The sequence below is a fragment of the Xanthomonas prunicola genome, assembly GCF_025266575.1.
GTDB classification, from domain to species: Bacteria; Pseudomonadota; Gammaproteobacteria; order Xanthomonadales; family Xanthomonadaceae; genus Xanthomonas; species Xanthomonas prunicola.
Map to the genome: position 1 here is coordinate 4,411,658 of NZ_CP096142.1, position 17,261 is coordinate 4,428,918.

12 protein-coding genes and 2 pseudogenes are annotated in these 17,261 nt (G+C 64.7%); 6 read left to right on the forward strand and 8 right to left on the reverse strand.

The features are described from left to right. Nucleotides 1–65 precede the first annotated feature (65 nt). From M0D43_RS18875 to M0D43_RS18885, 3 genes are all read right to left on the reverse strand, one after another. A complete protein-coding gene (locus M0D43_RS18875; protein WP_252162588.1) occupies nt 66–1,499 on the reverse strand; it encodes a DUF2867 domain-containing protein in 1,434 nt (477 codons plus the stop codon). Nucleotides 1,500–1,529: 30 nt separating this feature from the next. After that, nucleotides 1,530–1,844, reverse strand: coding sequence for a metalloregulator ArsR/SmtB family transcription factor (locus tag M0D43_RS18880; RefSeq protein ID WP_252162589.1), 315 nt, complete (start codon nt 1,842–1,844; stop codon nt 1,530–1,532). 335 nt (nt 1,845–2,179) lie between these two features. Beyond that, nucleotides 2,180–3,115, reverse strand: a complete 936-nt coding sequence (locus tag M0D43_RS18885; RefSeq protein ID WP_252162590.1) for a LysR substrate-binding domain-containing protein — start codon at nt 3,113–3,115, stop codon at nt 2,180–2,182. Nucleotides 3,116–3,282: 167 nt separating this feature from the next. On the opposite strand from M0D43_RS18885, the gene M0D43_RS18890 reads away from it, so the two are divergent. Further along, the gene (locus M0D43_RS18890) at nt 3,283–4,170 is read left to right on the forward strand and encodes a DMT family transporter (protein ID WP_252162591.1); all 888 of its coding nucleotides are present in this window, start codon (nt 3,283–3,285) and stop codon (nt 4,168–4,170) included. 194 nt (nt 4,171–4,364) lie between these two features. Here the strand turns inward: M0D43_RS18890 and M0D43_RS18895 are convergent, their stop codons facing one another. Both M0D43_RS18895 and M0D43_RS18900 read right to left on the reverse strand, forming a co-directional pair. Further along, nucleotides 4,365–5,348 carry a peptidylprolyl isomerase gene (locus M0D43_RS18895; protein WP_260808292.1) on the reverse strand — a complete coding sequence of 328 codons (984 nt, stop codon included), beginning with the start codon at nt 5,346–5,348 and terminating at the stop codon, nt 4,365–4,367. A gap of 60 nt (nt 5,349–5,408) precedes the next feature. Further along, a pseudogene (locus tag M0D43_RS18900) lies at nt 5,409–5,650 on the reverse strand (DUF378 domain-containing protein). Between the two features lie 458 nt (nt 5,651–6,108). On the opposite strand from M0D43_RS18900, the pseudogene M0D43_RS18905 reads away from it, so the two are divergent. After that, nucleotides 6,109–6,308, forward strand: a pseudogene (locus tag M0D43_RS18905) (DUF1328 domain-containing protein); the annotation flags it as partial. Between the two features lie 81 nt (nt 6,309–6,389). On the opposite strand, the gene xopN reads toward M0D43_RS18905, so the two are convergent. Beyond that, nucleotides 6,390–8,591, reverse strand: coding sequence for a type III secretion system effector XopN (gene xopN / locus M0D43_RS18910; RefSeq protein ID WP_252162592.1), 2,202 nt, complete (start codon nt 8,589–8,591; stop codon nt 6,390–6,392). 691 nt (nt 8,592–9,282) lie between these two features. Here xopN and hap3 point away from each other — a divergent pair. Both hap3 and xopF1 read left to right on the forward strand, forming a co-directional pair. Continuing rightward, complete coding sequence (gene hap3, locus M0D43_RS18915; protein ID WP_252162593.1) at nt 9,283–9,729, forward strand: Hpa3 family type III secretion system protein; 447 nt, start codon at nt 9,283–9,285, stop codon at nt 9,727–9,729. After that, complete coding sequence (xopF1, locus tag M0D43_RS18920) at nt 9,726–11,729, forward strand: type III secretion system effector XopF1 (protein ID WP_260807472.1); 2,004 nt, start codon at nt 9,726–9,728, stop codon at nt 11,727–11,729. The genes hap3 and xopF1 overlap by 4 nt, the downstream gene beginning before the upstream one ends. Before the next feature lie 439 nt (nt 11,730–12,168). On the opposite strand, the gene M0D43_RS18925 is transcribed toward xopF1, so the two are convergent. After that, a complete protein-coding gene (locus M0D43_RS18925) occupies nt 12,169–12,618 on the reverse strand; it encodes a DUF4442 domain-containing protein (protein ID WP_252162595.1) in 450 nt (149 codons plus the stop codon). A 129-nt stretch (nt 12,619–12,747) separates the two neighbouring features. After that, complete coding sequence (trxA, locus tag M0D43_RS18930; RefSeq protein WP_252162596.1) at nt 12,748–13,605, reverse strand: thioredoxin; 858 nt, start codon at nt 13,603–13,605, stop codon at nt 12,748–12,750. 205 nt (nt 13,606–13,810) lie between these two features. Here trxA and M0D43_RS18935 point away from each other — a divergent pair, with 205 nt between their 5' ends. After that, complete coding sequence (locus M0D43_RS18935) at nt 13,811–14,422, forward strand: DUF998 domain-containing protein (RefSeq protein WP_252162597.1); 612 nt, start codon at nt 13,811–13,813, stop codon at nt 14,420–14,422. A 72-nt stretch (nt 14,423–14,494) separates the two neighbouring features. Then, nucleotides 14,495–17,137 carry a leucine--tRNA ligase gene (gene leuS, locus M0D43_RS18940; protein WP_252162598.1) on the forward strand — a complete coding sequence of 881 codons (2,643 nt, stop codon included), beginning with the start codon at nt 14,495–14,497 and terminating at the stop codon, nt 17,135–17,137. Nucleotides 17,138–17,261: the final 124 nt, after the last annotated feature.

Here is a 17,261-nt window from a genome sequence, read left to right on the forward strand (position 1 = left end):
ATTGGGGACCCAAAGCCTAGGCAGCCGTCAGGCAAGATCGGGTGATGGCTGCGTGCGCTTGCCGCTCACGAGCGCCGCGCGGTCGCCTGTGCTGCGGTGGTCTCCAGCACCGGCACCAGCAGGGCCTGGGCAGCAGTACGCAGCAGCGCCGGTGCGATGTAGCGATGGTGCACGCCGTCCACCAGGGCCATGTACATGCGGCCAAACCTATTGCGGCAGGCCACCCGCGTCTCCAGGCTGAGCTCCACGCTGCCATCCTCCAGCACGTCCACGCCCACGCTGCTACGGAAGACCAGGTGGCGGTCGTCGGCGCCCAGCAGCACCTGCACGCGTCGATCCAGTGGCGCGTTGTCCTGCGCAAGTACCGGGAATCGCCCTGCGAACAGGCAGTCGCGCTGTGCCGACAGCAACGAAGACACCGGGCAGCCCAGCGGAGAGGTCCGCAACTGCAGCGGCGCCACCAGCGCATTGCGCAGCCGCATCAACCAGGTCACGCCGCGCGGCGCGCGCTCTGTGAACCCCTCCAGCAGCAACGCCATCAAGGTATGCGCACCGCGTTGACGCAATTGATGCGGCTGCAGGCGCAGACGCACGCTGTCCTGATGATCGAAGCCTTGCAGGTGCCGGGTCAGCAGCGAGCCGGGCTTGGGCTCGGCATGCACGCTGACCTGCGCCAGCTGCGGTGCCAGCGCAACAAATCCCAACGGCCGACGCAGCCGGCTCACTGCCTGGCGCAGCCTGCCGCTGAGCGAGCGCAGCCGGCCGCACCATGCAAACCTGCTGCTGCCTGGCGATGCGGCCAGCGACAGGCGCACGGTGGGGATCTGCAGCGCGCGCGCCTGCGCCGAGGCCAGTAGCCCGATCACCGCCTCGGGCAGCGTTTCGGTGAGCGTGGCGATATCGGCGGTGCCGGACAGCACGCGTGCGCGCGCCGCATCGCTCAACGCACCGCCGGCCTCATCGCTGTGGCAGGACAGTGCGAAAAACGCCGGGTGTGCGGCTTGCGCTTTGAGCGGTGCGAACTGATGCCAGGTGCCGCCGCCAAAGCGCACGGTGAATAGGCAATCGGCCGGCAGATCGATATGCCGTAACGCCGCCAGAAAGTGCTGCGGATCCTGTTCGATCTGCTCCATCGAGGCGGTGCAGAAGCGCAGTTGCGCGCCGCTGCTACCGGTGATGGCGGTGAACATGCGATGGCCGGCGTGGCGATGGAACGGGTGGCCGTTGGCGCCCACCGCAAACGAAAACAGCGCGGTCGATTCGCCGTGCGCAAAGTCGGTGCCGGCCAGGCGTGCCGATGGCTCGTCCAGCGCATCGTGAAAGCTGGGATGCGCGCGCTGGCGGCGGCAGGCCTGGTCGATCAACGGATTGCCTGCGCCCACACCCAGCTGTGCGATCAGCGTGACCTCCACCGGCAGACCGCCGCTGTAGGACTCCAGACGAACTGACGGAAAACCTGCCTGTGCGTCGGCAGGGCGTTGCTGGGGTGTGTTGAACATCGGCATGAGTCCTTTGCGGCCGGAGGAGGGTCAGGAGGTCTTCTTGGTCAAGGCACGCGCCTTGCGCTTGAGCGGCGCCGAGGCCGGGCAGACTTCAAAGGCAAAACTGCTGAGCGTGTTGACCAGGTTGTCCGGGGTGAGCCGGTAGACCACGAACTGGCCGCGCCGCTCGCTGGATACCAGCCCGGCGGTTTCCAGCACCGACAGATGCCGCGAGATGGCCGGCGCGCTCATTTCGAACAACTGCCCGATCTGGCCGGCGGTGAGTTCCTGGTCTGCCAGGCACGCCAGCATCTTGCGGCGGGGCTGGGAGGCGAGGGCTTCGAAGATGCGGTCGATGGACATAAGGGATTAAGTAATTAACGAATTAGCTAATTAATTGATTTTATGGCTGCCGATGTCAAGCGTTTTTTCGGGGCAGCGCCGCCCGGCGGTGGTCGGGCGCGGCGGGCGCTTGTCGCCAGCGTTGCCGTGATGGGGGATGCCAGGCGTCTGGCGCGCGCGGGAGCTGCCAGCGGGGCAGGTCGCAGCCGGTGGGTGCTGAAGGTTTTTGCGGTCGGCGGCCGGCAGCTCAGGCATGCCAGATCAGTCCGGCAGCACTGGCTCATGTACCGCGCTCAAGTCATCCAGGCATGCAGCGCCCGGCAAGCAGGATCGCAGTGATTCACCAACCCGCCGCCTCAGGCCGCCGGCAGTGCTAGCAGCTCTGCCGGCAAGGCGGGCATCGGGGTACGTTCGTCCAGTGCTTCGCGCTTGAGCCAGTCGATGAAGAACGCCGCCGCTGGACTGAGCGCGCGGTGGCTGGGGTGCACGATGTAGTACGCATAACGCGCCTTGAGCGTGGGGCCAGGCAGGCGCACCAGTTCGTAGCGTTGCAGGTAGGGTTGCGCGATGTGCTTGCGCGCCAGCACCGCGCCCAGGCCGTACACGGCAGCGCGCATTGCGTCGGTGCTGTCGTTGAAGGTGTGCATCGGCGGCAGGTGGGTGCCGCGCACCTGGGCCGCGCGGAACCAGTCGCGCCAACCCTGCGGAGACATGTCGGTTAGCAGCGGCAATTGCGCGATCTGCGCCGGCGTGCGCAGTGCAGCCACTTCCGGCAACGACGGCGAGGCCACGGGGAATAATTCATCGTCCATCAGGTGATGCGAGGTCAATCCAGGCCACGCACCCTGTCCGTAGCGAATGCCCAGGTCCGGGCCGCCTTCTTCGAAACGCGAAAAGGCCGCGTCCGATTGCAGATCCATGCGGATGTGCGGATAAGCGCGGCAAAAACGCGGCAGCCGTGGCAACAGCCAGCAGTACGACAGCGAGCGCAGCGTGGTCACGCGCAGCGGGATGGCGTCTTCGCGCGGGTGCAGGTTGCCGGCGACTGCAGCAATGTCGGCGAGCGCGGCAGTGGCGGCATCGGCCAGCTGGCGGCCTTCGGCGGTGAGCTTGACCCCGCGCGGCAGCCGCTGAAACAAGGTCGCGCCCAATAGCGCTTCGAGCTTGCGCACATGGTGGCTGACCGCGCTGGCGGTGAGATGCAGTTCTTCGGCGGCATGCGCGAAATTCTGGTGGCGCGCAGCGGCGGCGAACACGCCCAGCGCAGGTAACAGGGTAGGGCGCAGGTTCATCGAGGCATGAGTGAGATTTGTGGCTCGCCCCGATACTACGCGCTTGTCGCGCCCGTGTTAGCAGCCGATGCTGCATCATCCCGTCGCGATGATCGTGCCATGTCCCTTTGCCTGCCCGCTGCTGTGGTCTGCCGTTTCACCGCACAGCACGGTGCGGGAGAACGGCCTTGAGCGCGCAATCGTCGGTGAAGCCTGCGCTTGCAACACGCGAATGGCGCACGCCGCTTGAGCTTGGTTTTCTTGGCATCGTGTGGGGCTGCTCGTTCTTGTTCATGCGTGTGGCCGCGCCGAAGTTCGGCACCGTGGTGCTGGTGGAAATTCGCCTGGCGCTGGGTGCGTTGGTGTTGCTGCCATTCCTGTGGCTGGCACGCGATCGCTTCCCATTGCATCGCTGGCCGATGTTGGCGGCGATCGGCGTACTCAACTCGGCGTTGCCGTTCCTGCTGTTCGCATGGGGCGCGCAACACGCGCCGGCGGCAGTGGGGGCGATCTGCAATGCGATGACGGTGTTGTTCACTGCCCTGATCGCATTTCTGTTTTTCGGCGAACGTATCGGCACGCGTCGTGCATTGGCCTTGCTGGTGGGCTTTATCGGCGTGCTGGTGCTGGCGACCGGCAAATCGGCCGGCCTGAGCGTGGGCCCGGCGGCCTTGGCAGGCGCCACCGCCTCGCTGCTGTACGGCATCGGCTACAACCTGGTGAAGCGCCACATGGGCGATTTGCCGCCCGCCGCATCGGCGGCATCCACACTGGGCTGCAGCGCAGTGCTGCTTGCACCGTTGGCCTGGTGGCAGTGGCCGACGACGCCGGTACCGGCGGTGGCGTGGGCCTGCGCCACCGCGCTGGGTGTGGTGTGCACCGGGCTGGCGTTTTTGATGTATTACCGGCTGATCCAGCGCATCGGCCCGGCGCGTGCGTCCACGGTGACCTATCTGGTGCCGGTGTTCGGCGCGCTGCTGGCGTGGTCGCTGCTGGGCGAGCCGCTGACCTGGACCATGCTAGTGGCTGCCGTGTTGATTCTCGGCAGTGTCGCCTTCAGCCAGCGCGCGCGCTGAGGGCGGCTAACAAAACCAGTGCGCTTGCCGCCAGGGACGCGCGGCCGGCACTCGGTATTCGGTGGGCGTGGATCACTGGACACTCCGGTTCCGCGTAGCCGACAGCACCTGTCTGTTGACTGCCCGCTCTGCGTGTTGGCCGCGCTAAACCATGCGCAGCGCGCTGTTACGAATCCCCAATCCCCGATTTCAATTCAGCCCGCCGGCGGGGTGCGCACCGGCAGCGGCACATTGCATAGATCGATATGCCCGGCCGGGCGCTTGTAGAAATCGTCCTTGCGGTTGCGGCGCGCTTCGACCACGTCGCGGAAGGTCTGGCTGTCGGTGCGCAGCAGTTGCAACGGGGTGCGCTCGGGTACCGGTACTTCGCTGGCCAGGCGGATCGCGCGGATCGGCGAGCGTTGCGCGGTGTCTTCGTAGAAGCCCATCGGGTCCGGGCCGCGCGGGATCACGCTCAGCAATTCCATGCCCTTGACCACGCGGCCGACCACGGTGATGTTGCGATCCAGCTGCCGCGGCGATTGCCCGGTGACCACATACAATTCGGCACCGATGCTGCTGTCTTCGTCATTGTTGCGGCCCGCGCCCAGGGTGCCGTAGCAATGCGCCAGCCAGGTCTTGCCGGTGGCGGTATCGCGGCCGACCGGGAAGCCGTCGACAAAGCCCACCTGCGGCGCCCAGCCGTCACTATCGGGCAGGCGCTGGAAGTCCAGGCCCTGCGATGCGCGTTCGAATTCGGCCGGCAGATGCGTTTTGGCCGAGCCCAGCGATTTGGCTTTGGCCGGCGTCTCGCCATCCGGGTCGCCGAACTGCACCACGAAGTTGTCCTGCGAGCGGTAGATGCTCAGCCCATCCCAGAAGCGCTCATGCGCCAGCGTGCGGATGTTGCCGACGTGCTCTGGTGCAAATTGCGGCGCTAGCTCGATGATCACCCGCCCGGCATCCAGTTCCAGGTAGAGCGTGCGCTCCGGGTCGAGCACGCGCCACGCATTGGCCGGCGCGCTGTCCAGGATCTGTTGCGGGCTACGGTAGGCTGCGTTGGCGGCTGCGGGTAACAGCAGAGCGAGCAGGCAGGCGGAAGCAACAGTGCGCAGGAGCATGAAGGCAACCAGCAGGGAGGTGTCTGCGATTCTTGCCGACCGCGCGCCTGGACGCAAAGCATGCGTGGTGGACAGCATGACGCCGACGACTTGCGCCGGCGTCATGTCGAGATGCGAAGACTTGCCGTAAGCGGGTGCTTACGGGGTGTTGCGCATGTGCGGGCTGGTGTGATGCTTGGCAACAACATGGTTGTTGCGGAACAGCGGCACCAGCTGCCACAGCGCCAAGATGCCCACCAGCGTGTAAGTACACGCGACATCAGCGCGTCCTGCCTGCCGAACAGCGCGGCCACCAGATCGAACTGGAACAGGCCGACCAGCCCTGAGTTCAATCCACCGCCAATACGAAGCACCAGAGCGATGACGTCGATCACTTTCATGAAAGCATTCCATGTGGGTTGGCAAACCCCAGACTCCGCATGCCCCGGCGAGCAGGCCGTGAGCGTCGCCCGCCGGCGGCCCACTTTGCACACATGTCGCTCACATCCGCCTGCCATGCGTGCGGTGTCTGCGCATCCAGGCAGCGGTCGCCAGCAGCGCGATTGCCGATGATCGATGCCTTGGCAGACCTGCGGCGATCCGACTTTAGATAGGTGCGATATCGCTTCGTCCACCGTCGAGGCGAACGGTGCAACGACGTGCATCTTCCGCCTGATGCTGCCCCTGATCCGGCACTGAGTCCGTTTCGGCATCCGCCCGCCAGCGCGGCCGCCGAGGAAGCAGCACACCCTCGTCATCGATATCGGCAACGGACATGGCCGCGTCCGGTGCGGCGGGCTTCGCACGCTTCCGACATCGTTCCGGCGAGCGAAACAGCGTGAGCGACACTCCGACCGGTCTGAATTGGCTGTCGCATCCATCGACTGCGAGGCTTGGTGAAGCCGACAGTCGAACGGCCTTCGCACACAGCGGTAAGGTGCGCACCTGCGCTGCGACGAACAGTCGGGCGACCCCACAATCTCGGCATCTTTGGAACACAGCCCGCGTCGGGACCACGCTGTCTGCATGTCTGCAGTGCGTGTGGTTTGGGCTCGCTGATCAATGGCTTCGTCCCGCTCGGGGCACGTCATGCGGCATGTTGCAGGGAGGCAACGCCCTGCAACATGCCGGATGATCACCTCACACCAAGTCCTTGGAGTGTTTGCCGGCCATGCGGGCGAACTCATGGAGTTCCATCCCCAAGTCCCGATCACTCTTGGACCGCGTTATCTCGTTGTTGGTCTGTCCCAGCCTCGATCGGTTCGGGCTACTCGGGGCCGAAACATGTTCCCGGCGCGGTCGTGCCTCCCTGGATGTCGATGGCGAACCCTGTGGCTGGCTGGAAGAGGTGCTTGCCTCCTGCACAGACAACGCTCTTGCCGCTGCTAGCAGCGCTTCAACATCATTGCCATCCAACAAGGCGTTGATTGCCTTGCTGGCCCTGGTTGCACGGCGCTGGGAGAGCGTTTCATGCATGGCGCCCATGATTCCGCGGCTTACCTGTTCCCGCAGCCCGATATCGGTGCTTCCCTCGCGACGGTTGTTCTTGATGGTGATGGCGGTGTGCTGGTTCAGGGCGCCAACGGCGGCCATGCCCCCGGATATCGCCGAGACCGCCAGGCTTTGCGCGACCGGAACGTTTCGGGTCCCGCCCTGGGAGGCCGAAACGAGTTTGCTGATCACCGAAGATGCGGCGCTGCCCAAAAAGACCAGATGGAACATCTGGCCGATGCGCTGTGCGGTTTGCGCGGTGAATTCGAGATAGTTGTACTTCTTGGCGATATCGTTGAACAGCTGTTGCGACAGCACGGACTTTTCGGCACCGATAAGCAGCTTGGATGCGGTGCCGTTCGGGTCGATTTCGTCGAGCCTGCCTTCACGCAATGCCTCGAGGTCGTTGCGCAGCAAGCGCAGTTCCTGCATTGCCTTGCTGGCGTCGCCGGCCTCGATGTCGCGGTCGTCTGCCGTCATTGCGCCTTGTTGTGCATCCTCTGCTGTCGCTGCATCCGCCAGCAGCTTCTCCAACTCGGCTACCCCGGCGGTGACGCGCTTGACCAGGGCTTGCGTGGGCGACTGGATCAGGCTGCGTAGTTTGTCGGTCTTGATGTCCTCTCCGCTGACCGCCGCTCCGCTGGCCAGCTTCTGCTTGCCTGCGTCGGTCAGTACATCGGCGTGCAAGAGGTTGAGCTTGTTGTTGGCTTCCTGCTTGGCTTGCTCGTCGAAGCCGGCGGCCACATGTTGCGCGGCCGTCATCAACATCGCGCCAACTGTCTGCGCCGTCGGCGACAGCGCACGCATCGCGCCTGTCTTGCTGAGCAGCCCCAGCGTGCTGGCAACCGGCGAACGCAAAATGCGTGGAATGGCCTGCCAGCGGTTGCCCTGCCACTGGCGATCGTGCGCGCCCTGGGTCATGACGAAATCATGCTGGGCCTGGTGCAGCTCCTTCTCTGCTGCCAGCAAGACGTCGGCTACCGCCGCGCGTGCCTCACTTGGGGAATGTGGATCACTCTGAATCTCGCGAAACATGTCGCAGGCTTTGGCGAACGTTTCGATCTTTTCCTTGAGGGCGTGTGCCAGTTCGGGGAGCCAGTGCTTGTCATTGATCTGCTTCTTGTCCGGCACGATGACGTGAGCGCCGTGTTCGCGAATCGACTCGCACAGGCTGACAACCGCCGATTGTTGGCCGGCATTCACAGGTGCGGCGACCAGCATGGTAGCCAGGCCGAACCCAGCGCCGGCCCAGGGTTGGCGTGTCGCATAGTTGATCCACGGCGAGACGATGTACTGCATGGCATTGGTGAGGAAGCTGCCGCTCGGGTTGGGCATGCCGGAGAGCAGCGCGGTGCGCCGCAGGGTGGCCACGTCGTTTTCGTTCAGCCCCTGCGCCTTGTACCAATCGATCACATCGTGTTCGCTGATGCGGCTGACCAGGTCCGCATGCGTGGCCGCGCGTGCCTGCGCACCCGTGGTGCCGGGCGATTTTATCGGCCTGAGCCTGCTGATTAGATCGGCCGCCAAGTCCGGTGCAATCGCGCGTGCGTTGTCCGAGGCCAACTGCTGACGAAGCCGCGCCAGCGTCGCCTTCGTTGCATTGGATGAGGTTACCGGTTGCGGGACGATGGCCTGGGCGTCCTGCTCGGGCCTGGCTAGTAGCGCCCCTAAGGTGGTTGCGCCACTGCGCCTGACGGGCGCACGTCCAAGTGCACTGAGTGCCGGGTCGGGCGCGGATTGGTGTGCGACCTCCGCAGAGGTGGAGGCACTGGCGAGCTCTGTTTCCTGAATCTCATGCGAGTGCGTTCTCGCACTGCGGCTGGCCGGATCGACGGATGCGGATGACTTCATCGGGCATATCTCCTGACGTGTATACGGCAGATAGCGTGCTTGCGTACCAGACGATTGGTGCGCATCGCATGGGATTGCATCGCAGATGCCGTGGAACCTCCCTCCCTTGGCGAAGTTCCTGGTGCAATCCTGAGCCTGCCGGTATTGGTGGAGGCGAAGTGGTGAATGCACTGCGCGAAAATTGAACTACCAGGCCCGTGTGCCCCCTGTCTGTACAGCAGATTTTATATCGCCGTACGCGAACCAAATCAGGTTCCGAAACGGCGCTTGGTACGCAATCAATGTGGAGCGTGACAGAGGGCGGTCTTTTTAAATGCACTGGAGTTCGGCAGTCGGCCGGTCTCTGTGTCGTCAGCAATCTCCAAAATGCGCGTCCATGGCGAGCAGGTCGTCGTGGGTGCATACCAGTGATACTGCGCGTCAGGAATGCCGCAGCGGACTGCGCGCTAAGCGATGGTCATTGGCGACGGGTGTGGCCTGAGGTGCCGAACAATCTGTGGCCACCCCAGCCTTGATAGCTGACTTGAGTAAACAGGCAAGCGTGCGGATCGAACGATTTGCGTGAGGCTTTTGCGCTTCGTGCGTTGCGCCGGTGATTCGCGCTTTTTTCCCGGTGATTGGGCGCTGACAGTGACACTGCCTAGGCAGAGCCACGCGATGAAGTTCGCACTTTTATTGTGAGATATCTCAAATGACATCCGATCAGATCAATGTTGATTCAATGCTGACTGCGTTCTTTTCCGGTCTTGGTATTCGCCTGGGCCTGACCGATGCACTGGTGCAGCGCCTGCGTGAAGGCGAGACCGTTCTCGGGCCTGCGGGCATGCTGTGTCGCGTGCATGCGCAGCCCCAGGACGATGGCGTGTCGGGATTTCCGGAAGTCATCCTGCCGTTGGCTGCACGCGAACTCGGTGGCGACGAGGTCGTCACACTGCTTGCGCTGCAAGAGCAACTGCTGACCGAGTACGGATGGCGGCTGACGATGTCCAATCTGGGCCTGCTGTGCATCTGCCCATTGTTGCTCGCGCAGACGCCCGAAGACGTGGCAGCCACTCTTGAGCGGGGACAGATCGTCGCACGTGTCGTGTTGGATGCGCTGGTGACGCAGGCGGGCAGCGCGAGGGAGGCTGTTGTATGAAGCTCGAACGCCAGAACAGCGCTCCACCGTCCATCCCAAGTGGATCGTCCGGAAATCCCGATGCAGCGCACGCAAGCGAACCGTTCGTGCCAGAGGCGCAGACGCCTCGTTCAACCGTGCTAAAGGGGCTGGCGGCAGCAAGCCCGCGCTTGCGCGCGCGTGCAGGCAAGACCACCACGCTGCCGTCGGGCGAATTATCCCCCGCCAAGACCAGGCAGTGGCGTCCGGAAGCGGGCGAATTCTCCCGCGCTGCATCTGAGCGCGCGGAGAGCCAGCATCGCGCTGGGCAGCATCCAGGCAACCCGCAGGCGGCTTCTTCTTCGGCGACGCAGGGGTCTTACGTAGAGCGCTGTGTTGCCGCTTGCGAACGCCTCAAGGCGCAACTGCGTACAGGTCTGAAGGATCGCCCGTTTGCAGAGCCGTCGGACGAGCAGCTCGCATTGCAGGCGGAATACTTGCAATGGGCCGATGCCCGTTTGCAGGAGCGTATTGAAGCGTTCGGTCCGGACGCCGCCTACGAAGTTGCCGGGGATATGAAGGCGGTCGGCAGGAAAGCGTCGCTGCCCATTGCCTATGAAAGTCTCAGATCGTTTTTCGTCGGCGCGTTGCGGACGCCGCTCGGCATTTCTGCGGCCACTGCCTACCAGAGCAGCCGCCCGCCCGCTTCCGAGCCCTTGAGTACGGCGACCTTGGCTGGGGTGATCTCGGGAATGGGATCGCATGCCTGCGACACGCTGTTGATTCCATCGATGGACAGGCGTGCGCGCGTCGCCAATCTGCCGCGTTTCCAGGCGATCGATCCCAAGATCCTGGTGCCAGACCCGCCGCCGGTCCTATTGAACGTCACCCCTGAGGGAGGCAAGCGCTTCGTGCGTCCTGGAGAAAACGGTACGCCGACCCGTGCCGAGCTCACGGCACAGGCCTATGACCGTCGGGCAGGAATCGCTCAGCATCAGTCCGTGCTGGATGATACGGCGCTGGACACCATGCTGCTCAGGCCGACCATCAGCGGCGGCTTTAACGCCGCGCGGCGCACCTCAGGGGCCCCCGCCACCCGTACGGCGGTTGCCGAAGTTGGCCTGGCCGGGTTGGCGGTTGGTGGTGCAGGCGCTCTGCATAAGGCGTTGCTGGACACCGGCAAGGCAATGGGGCGCACTGGCCAGATGACGGTTCCCGATCTGCTCGGCGGCCATCAGCGCTTGAATCTGTTCGCTCTTGCATTGCCGGACAAGACACGACCGCCTGCCAAGTGGTCCGATGCGGTGCATTTTCCCAGCTATCTGTTGCAGACGGGTCAGGAAGCGATGGCGCTAGCCAGACAGGCGTTCAGCACGGCGAACGCGGCAACGACGGCGCTGCGCGATGTGCTGGGACGCCATATGGTCGGCAATGTGTTGGCCAACATGGCATCGTTGGGTGCCACCAGACTGATCGCTTCCCCGCTGAGAGGAGGGTATGGGGGCGGCAGCTTGCCCGGAGAGGCCGACAATTCTCCAGCATGGGTGTTGCAGCAAGGAGTGCAGATGTTCTTCAACGATGTGGTTTGGAATGCGCTGAAAGCCAAGAATGGCACAAATACCACCCAGGCCACGCGATTGGATCAGGAGCGCGCCATTGCGGCTGCCGAGCAGGATAGAACGATTTCACGCACCTTGCAGACGCTCGCCAAGCCCTTGGACACAGCGCTCGGCTTGCTTTCGCCACCAGCCCAGGGCGAGGTGGCGCGCGCCATGGAGGAAGGCACAGGCGTGCCTGTGCCGCTCAGCCCGAATGTCGACCGATTGCGCAATGCGTTGCAGCAGTTAAGAGGACAGGTGGCTGCGCAAGCGGTGTCGATTGCGACCATCGACGATGCGCTTGGTCGACTGGCTGATCTCCCCGTGGGGGGGGAAAGCGAAGGCCGCGCGGTGATCGCAGAATTGTCTGCGCAATTGCACGCGCTTGGCGCGGCTTTGCGTCAGAAGGAGGCGCTGCAGCAGTGGCAACAGGGTAGATCTTGAGCGTCGCCCACACGCGGGCGCGCATGATCAGGACGACAACTGAACGCAAGCGCTATGAGTTGCAGCTAGGCTGAGGCCCGTAGCGCTTGCGTCAGCTCGGCGTTATCCGCATGCCAGCATGCAAGGCTTGTCGCTACCGGGCAACGGGTTCCCAACGACTGCCACCTGTCGTCTTATGCGAAGCCGGCGCGCCCTGCGCGACAACTCCTGCAACCGGCCATCATGCTTTCGGCTGCCGGGCGCATCTGCTGCCGCTGCGCCCGTAGCAAAGGTGCTGCGCGATTCCTGCTGCGGCAATAGACACCTGGTCCATGGGGGCTGGTAGGTGTCTCTTTGCTCTGGCACCGATCATCTGTTACGTGAGCGGCGGGTACAGCCAATGCATGCATCGCCGTATCAGATGGCGCTGCAGCGATCGCCGCCGTAACCGCCATAACCCTCAACGTGCCGGCTTGCGTTTGACGTAGAGTTGCTTGCGGACGTGCGCGACCACGTCGCCGTCGCGGTTGCATACCGTGTTTTCGAACCAATGCAGGTATTTCTCCCCGCCAGCAGTGGCGGCACGCATGGTCGCCACGACGGCATCGTCGAGCGCGAAGTCTGCACTCACCGTCCCTCGGCCCGGTTTGACGAAGTCGATGCTGCCTGCCTTGTCCCACACGTAGTAGTCGCGCCCCAGCGCGTGCATCGTCAGCAACATCCAGAAGGGGTCGGTCATGGCGAACAGGCTGCCGCCGAAGTGCGTGCCCACGTAATTGCGATTCCACGGCCGTAGCCGCAGTTCGACCCGCGCATGGCGATAGTCGTCTCCCAGCGCGACGACGTGAATACCGGTGAACAGGAATGGCGGCCACAGGTTGAGGCCGGCTTTGAACAGAGAGGCGCGCATACGGAGACCAGGGCGAAACCGCGCCGAGAATACCATTCGTATGCGTATGGATGAGCGGGCAGGAGCGCTGCGCGCAGAAACCTGTCGATGGTGGTGGCGGACGCGCGCGACACGCGTCCGCCGGGCGACTCAGAACAGCAGGGCCGACATCTTGCGACGGTAACGGCCGACCAGGTCCTCGTCCTCGATGACCCGGAAGGCATCGATCAGGCTGCGACGCGGCAGGTTGTCGTCGAACGCGCGGTCCTGCCGCAGCATTTCCAGGAACTGCTCCAGCGCGGCTTCGTCGTTGCCATCGAGCAGATGGCGCACCCCGAGCAGGTGACGCGCGCGCAGGTCGGCGCCATTGGCATCCACGGTAGCCTGCAACGCGGCGGCGTCCGGGGCGTCCTTGAGCACGTTGGCAAAGCTCAGCCGGGCCTTGGCGCGCACTGCGCGGTCATCGGTGGCCAGGTTGGCGGGCAGGGCATCGATCAGCTGTTCGGCTTCGGCGGTATCGCCGGTCTTGAGCAGCGTCAATGCCAGGTCCAGCTTGAGTTCGTCCTTGTCCGGCTCGGCGGCGATCGCCTCACGCAGCGCCGCGGCCTGCGCCTGCGGGTCGAGCGGCGCCAGCGGCACGTCTTCGGCCACCTGCGACTCGGCCGGAAGCACACCGTGCTGGGTCAGGAACTCGCGCACCTGGCCTTCCGGCATCGCGCCAGGGAAGCCGTCGACGATCTCGCCGCCCTTGACCAGGAACACCGTCGGCACCGAGCGGATCTGGAACGCTGCGGCGATCTGCTGCTCCTTGTCCACATCGACCTTGCCCAGCTCGAAGGCGCCGTTGTACTCGCCTGCCAGCTTTTCCAGGATCGGCGTCAGCGACTTGCAGGGGCCGCACCAGGTGGCCCAAAAGTCCACCAGTACCGGTGTCGTCAACGATTTCTGCAGGACCTCGGTCTCGAAGGTGTCGGTGGTGGCATCGAATACATGCGGCTTGTCGGACATGGGCTTCCAGAAGTGAGTGCGGCAACAGTGGGAGGTAATGGTGGCAAACGTGGCCGACACAAGCCTAGCCGCAGTGAGGCATCTCGGCGTGCAGCGTGGCCGTCTCCGGCACGGTCGTGGCAATGTCAGGGGTTCACGGCGCGCCCGCCCGGCACGACAATGCCGCGTTCTGGCGGCGCATCGCGCCCCGTGCTGGAGCAAGACAATGCCAACCACTGACAGCGCGCAGCGCTATATCGGCCTGATCGCCGCAACGGTCTTCGTGCTGGCGCTCGCCGGGTTCGGCGCCACGCTGCCGGGTTATCTGCAGGCCAGCCACCCGGTTGCGCTGTTGGGGGCGCAAGGCGTGCCGCATGCGCTGGGCTTCAATCTGCTGGCGTTCGTGCTGGTGGGCGCGCTGGGCATGGCCACCGGCATCAGCCTGCTGGCGCGTATGCCGCCCAAGGCCAGCTGGAGTCTGCGCGTGGGTGGGCAGTTGATCGTGCTGGCCGGCCTGGCCTTCCTCGGCATGGGCATGCTGCCGCTGGACCCCACCGATCTGGACGGCCGCGCCAGCCAGGCCCATGCCACCGCCTGGTTGTTGTGGGCCGTGGCGTTCGTGCCAGGCATGTTGTTGATTGCCGCCGCGCTGCTCAACGCTGCCACGACCCGCAGGCTGGCCTGGTTGAGCCTGGCGGCAGGGCTGCTGGTGGCGGTGCTGGCATTCGGCCCGCCGGGCCTGCTGCGCCAGGCCATTGCCCAACGGCTGGCGTTCCTGGCCTGGGTGGGCTGGCTGGCGGTGGCGGCCTGGGCGTGGCCGGCAAGGTCCATGGTCTAAGACAGCGGTTTGGTGCACCTGCTGCACTGCGGTACCCTGTACCGCTTTGCACCGCCCGAGCATCCGCTCCCAATGTCCACCGTCGAACCGAACGTCTACGACCCGCAGCAGGTCGAAACCTCCGCCCAGCAGTTTTGGGATGCCTCCCGCGCCTTCCAGGTCGACGAGAACTCGGAGAAACCCAAGTTCTATTGCCTGTCGATGCTGCCGTACCCGTCCGGTGCGCTGCACATGGGCCATGTGCGCAACTACACCATTTCCGATGTGGTCAGCCGCTACAAGCGCATGACCGGCCACAACGTGCTGCAGCCGATGGGCTGGGACGCGTTCGGATTGCCGGCGGAAAATGCGGCGATCAAGAACAAGACCGCGCCGGCCAAGTGGACCTACGCCAACATCGAGCACATGCGCGCGCAGCTGAAGTCGCTGGGCTACGCCATCGATTGGTCGCGCGAGTTCGCCACCTGCACGCCGGAGTATTACGTGCATGAGCAGCGCATGTTCACCCGGCTGATGCGCAAGGGCCTGGCCTACCGCCGCAACGCGGTGGTGAACTGGGACCCGATCGACCAGACCGTGCTGGCCAACGAGCAGGTCATCGATGGCCGCGGCTGGCGCTCCGGCGCGGTAGTGGAAAAGCGCGAGATTCCGCAGTGGTTCCTGCGCATCACCGATTACGCGCAGGAATTGCTCGACGGCCTGGACCAGCTGGACGGCTGGCCGGACTCGGTCAAGACTATGCAGCGCAACTGGATCGGCCGCTCGGAAGGGCTGGAAATCCAGTTCGACGTGCGCGATACCGATGGCGCCGCACTGGACCCGCTGCGTGTGTTCACCACCCGCCCGGACACGCTGATGGGCGTGACCTTCGTGTCGATCGCCGCCGAGCATCCGCTGGCGCTGCACGCGGCCAAATCCAATCCGGAACTGGCCGCGCTGCTGGAAACGCTCAAGCACGGCGGCGTGTCCGAAGCCGAGCTGGAAACCCAGGAAAAACGCGGCATGGCCACCGGCCTGACCGCGGTGCACCCGATCAGCGGCGAGCAGGTGCCGGTGTGGGTGGCCAACTTCGTGCTGATGGGCTACGGCACCGGTGCGGTGATGGCTGTTCCCGGGCACGACCAGCGCGATTTCGAATTCGCCAACAAGTACGGCCTGCCCATCGTGCAGGTAGTCAAGCTGCGCGAGCCGCGCAACGAAGAAGAGCAGACCTGGGACGCCACCCAGTGGCGCGATTGGTACACCGACAAGAGCCGCGAGCTGGAACTGATCAATTCGGCCGAGTTCGACGGGCTGGATTTCGGTGGCGCCTTCGAAGCATTGGCCGAGCGCTTCGAGCGCAAGGGCCAGGGCCAGCGCCGGGTCAATTACCGCCTGCGCGACTGGGGCGTGAGCCGCCAGCGGTATTGGGGCTGCCCGATTCCGGTGATCTATTGCCCCAAGTGCGGCGCGGTGCCGGTGCCGGAAGACCAGTTGCCGGTGGTGCTGCCGGAGAACGTGGAATTCGCCGGCACCGGTTCTCCGATCAAGACGGACCCGACCTGGCGCCAGACCACCTGCCCGGACTGCGGCGGTCCGGCCGAGCGCGAAACCGACACCTTCGATACCTTCATGGAGTCGAGCTGGTACGTGGCGCGCTATACCAGCCCGAACGCACGCGACATGGTCGACCGCCGTGCCAATTACTGGATGCCGGCCGATCTGTACGTGGGCGGCATCGAGCACGCGATCCTGCACCTGATGTATTTCCGCTTCTATCACAAGCTCATGCGCGACGCGCGGCTGGTGGATAGCGACGAGCCAGTGACCAATCTGCTCACTCAGGGCATGGTGATCGCCGACACTTTCTATCGCGATGCGGACAACGGCGGCAAGGACTGGATCAACCCGGCCGACGTGGAGATCCAGCGCGACGAACGCGGTCGCGTCACCGGCGCGGTACTGATCGCCGACGGCCAGCCGGTGCATATCGGCGGCACCGAAAAGATGTCCAAATCCAAGAACAACGGCGTGGACCCGCAGTCGATGGTGGCCAAGTACGGCGCCGATACCGTGCGGCTGTTTTCGATGTTTGCCGCGCCGCCGGAGCAGTCGCTGGAATGGAACGAGGCCGGCGTCGACGGCATGGCGCGCTTCATGCGCCGGCTGTGGGTGCAGGTGCACAAGCACGTGGGCGAGGGCGTCGCCGCCGCACTGGATGCCGCCGCGCTGAGCGCCGAGCAGAAGGCGATCCGCCGCAAGACCCACGAAACCATCGGCAAGGTCAGCGACGACTACGGCCGCCGGCACAGCTTCAACACCGCCATTGCCGCAGTGATGGAATTGTCCAACGCGCTGGCCAAGTTCGACGACGCCAGCAACCAGGGCCGTGCGGTGCGCCAGGAAGCGCTGGAAGCGATGGTGCTGCTGCTCAACCCGATCACCCCGCACGCCAGCCACGCGTTGTGGCAGGTGCTGGGCCGTGGTGAGACGCTGCTGGAAAACGTGGCGTTTCCGCAGGCCGATGCCAGCGCGTTGGTGCGCGATGCGCTGACGCTGGCGGTGCAAATCAACGGCAAATTACGCGGCACGATCGACGTTGCCGCCGATGCGACCCGCGAACAGATCGAAGCACTGGCGCAGGCCGAGCCGAACGCTGCCAAGTTCCTTGAAGGCCTGAGCGTGCGCAAGATCATCATCGTGCCGGGCAAGATCGTGAATATCGTCGCGGGGTAAGCGTTGCTGATCCGGCGGGTTGCCACCGCCGGTCCGGGCCATTCGCCGGATCGGTGCGGTGACACGGGTATAGGGTGGCTATCGCGCCTCTTCGCAATCGATGGTGGTGGCGCGTGGCGAAGCA

Excerpts from the sequence above, each read along its gene's own strand:
- M0D43_RS18895 (WP_260808292.1), bottom strand. The coding sequence starts at position 5,348 with ATGCTGTCCACCACGCATGCTTTGCGTCCAGGCGCGCGGTCGGCAAGA.
- M0D43_RS18880 (WP_252162589.1), bottom strand. The coding sequence starts at position 1,844 with ATGTCCATCGACCGCATCTTCGAAGCCCTCGCCTCCCAGCCCCGCCGC.
- hap3 (WP_252162593.1), top strand. The coding sequence starts at position 9,283 with ATGACATCCGATCAGATCAATGTTGATTCAATGCTGACTGCGTTCTTT.
- xopF1 (WP_260807472.1), top strand. The coding sequence starts at position 9,726 with ATGAAGCTCGAACGCCAGAACAGCGCTCCACCGTCCATCCCAAGTGGA.
- xopN (WP_252162592.1), bottom strand. The coding sequence starts at position 8,591 with ATGAAGTCATCCGCATCCGTCGATCCGGCCAGCCGCAGTGCGAGAACG.
- M0D43_RS18885 (WP_252162590.1), bottom strand. The coding sequence starts at position 3,115 with ATGAACCTGCGCCCTACCCTGTTACCTGCGCTGGGCGTGTTCGCCGCC.
- leuS (WP_252162598.1), top strand. The coding sequence starts at position 14,495 with ATGTCCACCGTCGAACCGAACGTCTACGACCCGCAGCAGGTCGAAACC.
- M0D43_RS18935 (WP_252162597.1), top strand. The coding sequence starts at position 13,811 with ATGCCAACCACTGACAGCGCGCAGCGCTATATCGGCCTGATCGCCGCA.
- trxA (WP_252162596.1), bottom strand. The coding sequence starts at position 13,605 with ATGTCCGACAAGCCGCATGTATTCGATGCCACCACCGACACCTTCGAG.
- M0D43_RS18925 (WP_252162595.1), bottom strand. The coding sequence starts at position 12,618 with ATGCGCGCCTCTCTGTTCAAAGCCGGCCTCAACCTGTGGCCGCCATTC.
- M0D43_RS18875 (WP_252162588.1), bottom strand. The coding sequence starts at position 1,499 with ATGTTCAACACACCCCAGCAACGCCCTGCCGACGCACAGGCAGGTTTT.